The sequence below is a fragment of the Yoonia sp. genome (genome assembly GCF_036007805.1).
GTDB lineage: Bacteria > Pseudomonadota > Alphaproteobacteria > Rhodobacterales > Rhodobacteraceae > Yoonia.
Genome location: NZ_DASYOK010000010.1, coordinates 1 through 7,028 on the forward strand (window position 1 = coordinate 1; position 7,028 = coordinate 7,028).

Consider the following 7,028-nt stretch of genomic DNA (forward strand, 5'->3'; position numbering starts at 1 on the left):
CTATCTGGCGCACCACAACGCCAAGCCGAAGCCCTTCAAATGGACCAAATCGGCGGAGGACATCCTCGCCCGAGAGCGCCGCGCGCTGAACGCCCTCAATGAAATTCGCGGGAACCGGTAGCATGCGTCAGACTCGGAACAGATGGGGGGGCAAGTGTTTTTATTGGGTCGTCTCTGGTGAAGTGCGCGGCAGGGTGTCTGTCTAGCGCAGCTCTCCTACCTATCAGGTCAAAGCCATCAGGACAGCCCGATGAATTCTGGCAAGGTTGCGCGCATCGCGGAAGCCACTGCTTCCACCGCACCGGTCGGGGCGCTCTCATGCGGCCACATCATCCTTTCCGACACCGGGCCCCAGCGGCCTGCTGCTGCCATCAGCTTGTCGAGCGCGGCATGCGATAAGCCATGACTAGCCACAAGCGGCATAACGTAAGTCTTCATGAATAACTGGATGCGCGCTTCGATATCGACCGCATGGACTGGGTCCTCAACCGCCAGCTTCCAATGCAGCAGCGCGCCTCTTGGTGACAGGCAGGCTACGTTGGAATAAGCTCCGTCAGCGCCCAACGGCCTTCCAAAGGCAATTGTGTGTCCGGCCACGAAGACAGAGAACCCGGTCAGAAGCCGCCTGCGATCTGCATACCATGCGGCATCTCCCCCTGGCAGCTTTGCCCCAATTAGCCCGGGCGCCCGCATGCGCAAATCCGCAATACGCTGTAGGGTCAACCTAACCTTTGCATGGGGTGGGTTGTAAAGGATGAGTGGCATCATTTCCGCCGTTTCCTGCATCCCGTCAATGAATCGGTCGATTTCTGGATTGGAGGGTGGCCACCAGTCGGGCAGAATGATCTGTGCGCCGGATGCGCCGATCCCGCGGCAGCGCGCCAGACGGTCGCGCGCGACGCGAGGGTTGGAATGGCAGAGGCCAATCTGGAAAGGAATTCCTAAAGCTGTGGAACGACTGGCAACCAGATCCGTTAGACGATCGAACTCCGCCTCAGTCTGTGTATGGAATTCGCCAGCCGTTCCGTTTGTGTATATACCTGAAAGGCCGCTGGCGCAGAGGATGTCGATTTCCTCGGCGAGCGCAACCCAGTCTATGGCACCCGTTGTGTTGATGGGCAGGAGCACCGCCCCCCAGATGCCTTGCAGAGCAGTCATCCCCGCGCTGTCCGCCAATCGAGGATCGGCTGCACCGCTGCAGCCAGCCGGTCGTGGTCGCTGGTAGTCAGGCGGCGGAAAGGACGCCTGGCATCCCCCATGGGGATGCCCATGATGCCTAACAACCCCTTGGAGCCCGGCATGACGCCAACCTCGACCAACACGTCAATCACGGCATTCGCCATGATCTGCAGGGAGCGCGCAGATTCTGTCTGTTGGGCCTTCACTAGCCGCTCAATCTCCACGAACAAGTCGCCCATAAAGTTGTAGGTGGTCCCTATCGCTCCGTCCGCCCCGGTCACCAGACCGGCAAGGCACATCTCGTCATAGCCGTTATAGATCAGGGCATTGGGGCATCGGCGCTTGATCTTCTCAAGCATGTACATGTCGGTCGAGGTGTGCTTCACACCGATGATCTTGGGGTGGTCCAGAAGCGTCGCCATCTCGGCCAATGTAAACCCAGCAGTGATAGCCGGAAAGTTGTAGATTACCAGTGGCAGGGCAGCCCGTTCAGCGATATCGGAGTAATGAGCCATCACCTCGGCACGCGAGAACGGATAGTAATAAGGCGTGATCGCAGAAATCGTGTCATAACCAGCATCGGCCGCGACTGCAGCAAGCGCCAACACATCGTCCGTTGCCACTGCGCCCACATGGGCGATGAGCTTGATCTGACCCTGGGCAAAACCAGCGACGAGGCGCAGGTAGTCGGCTCGTTCGGCGATGGACTGTGCCATCGCCTCGCCCGAGGAGCCACCTACATAGACCCCTGCAAGGCCTTGCTGGATTTGGAATGCCACCAGCGCCTCCGTGGCCGCAGGATCAATTTCTCCCTTGGTGTTGAATGGAGTGAGCAATGCGGCATAGATGCCGGCAAGTGGGGGCGTCATGTGAGTTCCTATCGGTTATTCATAAGGAGGTCGGGAAGGAATGTGACCAGTTGTGGGAAAAGTATCGAAAGTATCAGTACGCCGACAAGTGGTAAAAGAAACGGCAGTATACCTATCGCCAGATCGCGGAATGGGATCTTTCCCACTGATGAGACCACGAAGAGCGCGACCCCCATTGGAGGGGTCAAGATGCCGATCATCAGGTTCATGATGATTACGACGCCGAAATGCACTAGATCGATGCCGAAGGTTGCCGCAGCCGGCACCAGTATGGGAACAACCAGTAAAAGGATGGCGAGGCTTTCGATGAAGGTTCCGAGGATCAGCAGCATGATGCTGACGACGATCAGGAACTGAAGCGGTGTATCGGCCCAACTGAGAAAGAAGGATGCAGCGTGCTGGGGTACCTGCTCCCGGGCCATGATATAGCCAAAGACCGACACCCCCATGATCAACAGCCCCACCGATGCCGTCAGCCGCGTGGTTTCGCGCAGCACCTCTATCAGGATCGTTAGAGTCATCTGCCGGTAGACCACAAAACCAAGAAAAAGCGCGTAGATTGTGGCGACAACGGCTGCCTCGGTCGGCGAGAAGAAGCCACTAAAAATGCCACCAATTATGATGACGGGGGTCATCAGGGGTACCAGCGCTCGGCGGAAGGTGGTCCAAAGGTGTTTGGCCGAAGCACGGTCCTCGCGCGGATAGCCCCGGCGGATAGCTATGACGTAGATCGTGATCATCAGAGCCAGCGCACATAGAAGTCCCGGCACTATGCCTCCGAGAAACAGCGCACCGATCGAGGTGTTCGCGATGACCCCGTAGATCACCATCGGAATGGATGGCGGCACAAGTGGCCCGATGATCGCAGATGCAGCGGTGACGGATCCGGCGAACTTGTCGTCATAGCCAGCATCACGCATAGCTTTGATTTCCAGTTGGCCGAGCCCTGCGGCATCGGCCACTGCCGAACCCGACATTCCCGAAAACAGGAGGGATGCCATGACGTTCACATGCCCCAGCCCGCCCGCAATATGGCCGACCAAGGCCTTTGCGAATGCGAATAGGCGTTCTGTCACTCCGGAAGTATTCATTAGCTGAGCGGTCAGGATGAAGAAGGGAATTGCCAGAAGTGGAAACGAGTTGAGACCTGCCACCATACGCTGGGCTGCGAAGTTTATGCCCTGCCCCGTTATCAGCATCCATGCGACTGAAGCGACAATGAGTGAGAACCCTACCGGCATTCCAAGCACCATCAGCCCGAACCATCCCCCAAACAGTGCAGGCATTATTTAGTCCCTCGCGCTTTTGGACGACCCATTGCGCCACGGTGCAACTCGGAGATGTCAGCAGCCAGCAGCATCAGAATGCGCAATGTCATCAGGGCTGCACCGACCGGCAAAGCCCCATAAAGTAAGGACTCGGGCACCCCAAGAGCGACAGAGTCGATCCGCCCCGCACGTATCGCGCCTTGCCAGCTATACCAGACAAGCACCACAAGTGATGCGAGGATTGCCGCATTGAGCAGAATTTGTAACAGGACCTTGACCCGTGGGCCCAACATCATTGCAAAAAGGTCCATGGTGATATGGCCTCGGATCCGCACCACCTCGGCGGATCCAATGCAGACAAGCCATACAAAAAGATACCGGGCCAGTTCCTCCGTCCAAAACGGCGGCGATCTAAAGACGAGGCGACCGACCACCTGCAGGGCGACGGACAGGAAAATCAGGCATAGAAGAAAAGTGCCGAGATTTTCCTCGGCGCGGCGCAGCCAACGTAGGGGCGGTTCTGGGGAAATGGGGCCTTCGGACGGGGCAGCCCCCCCGGCCGGGCCGGGGGCACTATTGATCACGGGTCAGTCTGCGTCAGCACTGCAACGGCGCCATCGCCAAAGCGACCATCAAGTTCAGTGTAGATAGGCGACATCAGAGCGGTCAGTGCAGCTCTGTCAGGCTCTGTCACGTTGGCACCCGCAGCAATGAACTGCTCGACCAGCGCCGCTTCGCGTTCGTTAACCGTATCGTTGTTCACGATACCGCCGGCATCGAGCGCATCCAGCACAAGTGCCCTATCCTCTGCGGAGAGTTCGCTCCAAGTGATTTCCGAGATCACGATGGACTGATCCTGAACCAGATGCCCAGTCAGCGCGAGGTGGGACTGTACCTCCATGAACTTCATCGCATCAATCGTCGGAAGCGGGTTCTCTTGCCCGTCTACCTGATTGGTCTGCAAAGCCAGATAGACCTCGGCAAAGGCTACCGGTGTCGGGCTTGCGCCCATTGCCGTTGCCCAGGATAGAAGCGGGGCGGAGTTCGGAACGCGCAGTCTCAGTCCACTGAAATCCTCAGCTTCGTTAAGAGGGCGGTTCGTGGTCGTATGTCGCGTGCCAAAATACCAGCTGTCAATAACCCGGATACCGACATCCTCGGCAAGTTCCGTAACTACACCTTGCCCCCAATCTGAGTCGATGATCGCCTCAAGATGGGCGAAATCGCGCACGACGTAGGGAGTAGACGCGAGAATTGCCCTATTTACCCAAGGTTCAAACCCACCAAAGGGATTAAGCGTAAGGTCAAGTTCTCCCAATTGCAGCTGTTCGATCATTTCGGAAAAGTTGCCAAGCTGCGAGTTTGGGAATATCTCCAACGTTAGCCGCCCGTCCGAATTTGCAGCGAGGGCTCTCGCTGCCTCCGTGACACCCAGAAACTGGGGATCACCGTCGGTCCCCTGCATCCCCAGACGCAGGACACGTGTGTCCTGTGCCATTGCAGGCGACATTAACGCGCCGCAAAGCGCGATTGCCATTATTCTTGTGATTCTCGTGAGTTCCATGTTTCCTCCCTTGGATTTTCAGCTGTTCGTTCCGAAGCGTCGCCATGCATGTTCAAGGTGCGCGAGCATCACTTGACCTGCACGTTCGGGATCATGCTGCTCGATAGCTTCGAACAGGGCGACGTGATCGTTGAAGGCACTAAAATTGCCTTTTTCGGGGTCAACAGGCAGCTGTCGCTGGCTGATTAACCACTCAACAAGCGCCTCGTGCATAGCCAAAAAGATCGGGTTGCCAGTTGCTTCGGTGAGCGCCCGGTGAAAAGCAACATCCGTTATCGCAAATGCACGGGCTCTGGGGATAGACGCCTCGTTTTCGGCCAATGCTCGGGCGATTTCAGCGATCTGCGGGGGCGTAGCGTACTCTGCAACATGCCGGGCGACCCCCACTTCTAAAAATAACCGCGCCTGTTCGAAATGCATTACGCCCTGCGGCTGATCCATCAGTAGGTGGGCCGTTGCCGACAAAGAAGCGAGCATGTTCTGCGGCGTGGGCCGAGTAACACGCGGCCGTTCGCCAGTGTTTATCCGCACGAGTCCCATTCTCTCGAGGCTGAAAAGCGCCTCACGGATCGAAGGGCGGCCAACACCGAACATTTCCATCAGGTCACGTTCAGACGGAAGGACGCTGCCCACCGGCCAAACCTCGTCACGGATCATCTCCTCGATTCGAGTTAGGATCTCATCGGATAGTTTTCTACGGATTGGTTTAATCGTCATAAAATGATTGTTAAGGTATTATACCATAAAGTGCAAGCTCATTTTTATTGCCTCGGCGAGGACCAAGATTTTCTGTGAAGAAGTTTAACAATGCGCTCGGGCCATGACGAACTTTCACGAAACTGACCAAACCCTGGATTTGCGCCTTCAGGGCGAAGGTCTGAACAGTCATAGACCGCTGGCCTTTAATTTTCGACGTTGCTCCGCGATGTATGAATGTACAGTCTTGAGTTGCACTCCGGCTTGGCATCATATGCTGAATATGGTAAAATATATGTTCTTGTCGTGAGATTCTGGTCGGAGCGACCATACTAGTGGCCGCATCGCCCCTCAGGGCATTGGCGCATGGCGAAGGACCGCCATTCATGTGATTAAAGACTAAATTGCGACTGCTATTCCGCATGGATCAATATCCTGGATCAGGACAGTTTCTACGTAACAACCGAGGATAGCCTCGGGACGCTTCCGATGCGCTTCAAGCTGGAAAACGGTATTCCGCGAGAGATGATTTCATGCCACATGGGCCGCGTCGAGGGCTACATGATCGAGGGGCAAATCCCAGCCGCTGACATTCGCCGCTTGCTACAGGAACGCCCAGATGCTTTTGGTTTTTCCATCCCCGGTACGCCCTAAGATTCGCCCGGGCTGGGCACAGATAGTGAACGCGAAACCTATGAGATGTTTCTCATCCTTCGCAACGGGCCGAATGAAGTGTTCAGTCGTTACACTGCCGCTTGATATTCAGCGCTAGCGAATGACAGCACAGTCCCAAACAGCAAAAAATCGTCATCTTCAAAAGCTGCGCGATGCACCAATGCTCGGTATGGTGAAGCTGCGTTGCAGCGTCGTGACTGACTTCGGAGGTCGCTATGAGCCGCTTGCGATGCTGTGCCTGCGAAGGTGCCTTCTATGCTGCGGTGTGCCTAAGATTCGCTGATGGGCTCATTGCATAAGCTGACCGTTTCGCTGATGTATTGTTTATCATCTGACACAATGTTTCACTTGGCAATTTTAAGTCCAGTGGCGAACACTAGCAATTTCACAACTTGGCCAATTCGTCGACAAAGCGGCCTGTTTTCTCCAAATTCCTGAACACGGCGCGCTGGGCGATGGAGGGAACCAGATTGCTTTGTATGCCCCCGAGCCGGTTTCCGGAATTCATTCTGCGCTTATGAGTTCCGGGCTTCCTAAATTCCGGCGGCACTGACGTGGTCTAACTTGATTCGAGCGCGGATCTACGCCCCATGACAGGGTGAGAAGGAGGCCGTAACTCATGCGCAACAGATTGAACGCGCCATCGTGCGCAGGAGTTCCTGAAATTCCTGCGACAGATCGACAAGGCTGTGCCCACGCGGCGTGATGTGCATCTGGTGCTCGACAACTACGCCACCCACAAGACGCCTGAGGTGAAGGCCTGGCTCGAAAAGCACC

General features: G+C 56.3%; 7 protein-coding genes and 1 pseudogene. 2 read left to right on the forward strand and 6 right to left on the reverse strand.

Going from position 1 to position 7,028, the window contains the following annotated elements:
• Window positions 1-237: 237 nt before the first annotated feature.
• From VGP75_RS00430 to VGP75_RS00455, 6 genes are read right to left on the reverse strand one after another with little or no spacing between them, the layout of a single operon-like run.
• Window positions 238-1,158 (reverse strand): dihydrodipicolinate synthase family protein, encoded by a 921-nt coding sequence (locus VGP75_RS00430; RefSeq protein WP_327541767.1) that lies wholly within the window; start codon window positions 1,156-1,158, stop codon window positions 238-240.
• A complete protein-coding gene (locus VGP75_RS00435) occupies window positions 1,155-2,048 on the reverse strand; it encodes an N-acetylneuraminate lyase (protein ID WP_327541768.1) in 894 nt (297 codons plus the stop codon). Before VGP75_RS00435 ends, VGP75_RS00430 begins: the two co-directional genes overlap by 4 nt.
• An 8-nt stretch (window positions 2,049-2,056) precedes the next feature.
• The gene (locus VGP75_RS00440) at window positions 2,057-3,334 is read right to left on the reverse strand and encodes a TRAP transporter large permease (RefSeq protein WP_327541769.1); all 1,278 of its coding nucleotides are present in this window, start codon (window positions 3,332-3,334) and stop codon (window positions 2,057-2,059) included.
• A complete protein-coding gene (locus VGP75_RS00445; protein WP_327541770.1) occupies window positions 3,334-3,900 on the reverse strand; it encodes a TRAP transporter small permease in 567 nt (188 codons plus the stop codon). The genes VGP75_RS00440 and VGP75_RS00445 overlap by 1 nt, the downstream gene beginning before the upstream one ends.
• Window positions 3,897-4,880: a sialic acid TRAP transporter substrate-binding protein SiaP gene (locus tag VGP75_RS00450; RefSeq protein WP_327541771.1), complete on the reverse strand. Its 984-nt coding sequence runs from the start codon at window positions 4,878-4,880 to the stop codon at window positions 3,897-3,899. The genes VGP75_RS00445 and VGP75_RS00450 overlap by 4 nt, the downstream gene beginning before the upstream one ends.
• A gap of 18 nt (window positions 4,881-4,898) precedes the next feature.
• Window positions 4,899-5,597, reverse strand: coding sequence for a transcriptional regulator NanR (locus tag VGP75_RS00455; RefSeq protein WP_327541772.1), 699 nt, complete (start codon window positions 5,595-5,597; stop codon window positions 4,899-4,901).
• A gap of 468 nt (window positions 5,598-6,065) precedes the next feature.
• Here VGP75_RS00455 and VGP75_RS00460 point away from each other — a divergent pair, with 468 nt between their 5' ends.
• Entirely contained in the window at window positions 6,066-6,230 is a 165-nt protein-coding gene (locus VGP75_RS00460; RefSeq protein WP_327541773.1) for a DUF411 domain-containing protein, read from the forward strand.
• Between the two features lie 659 nt (window positions 6,231-6,889).
• Window positions 6,890-7,028, forward strand: a pseudogene (locus tag VGP75_RS00465) (transposase); the annotation flags it as partial.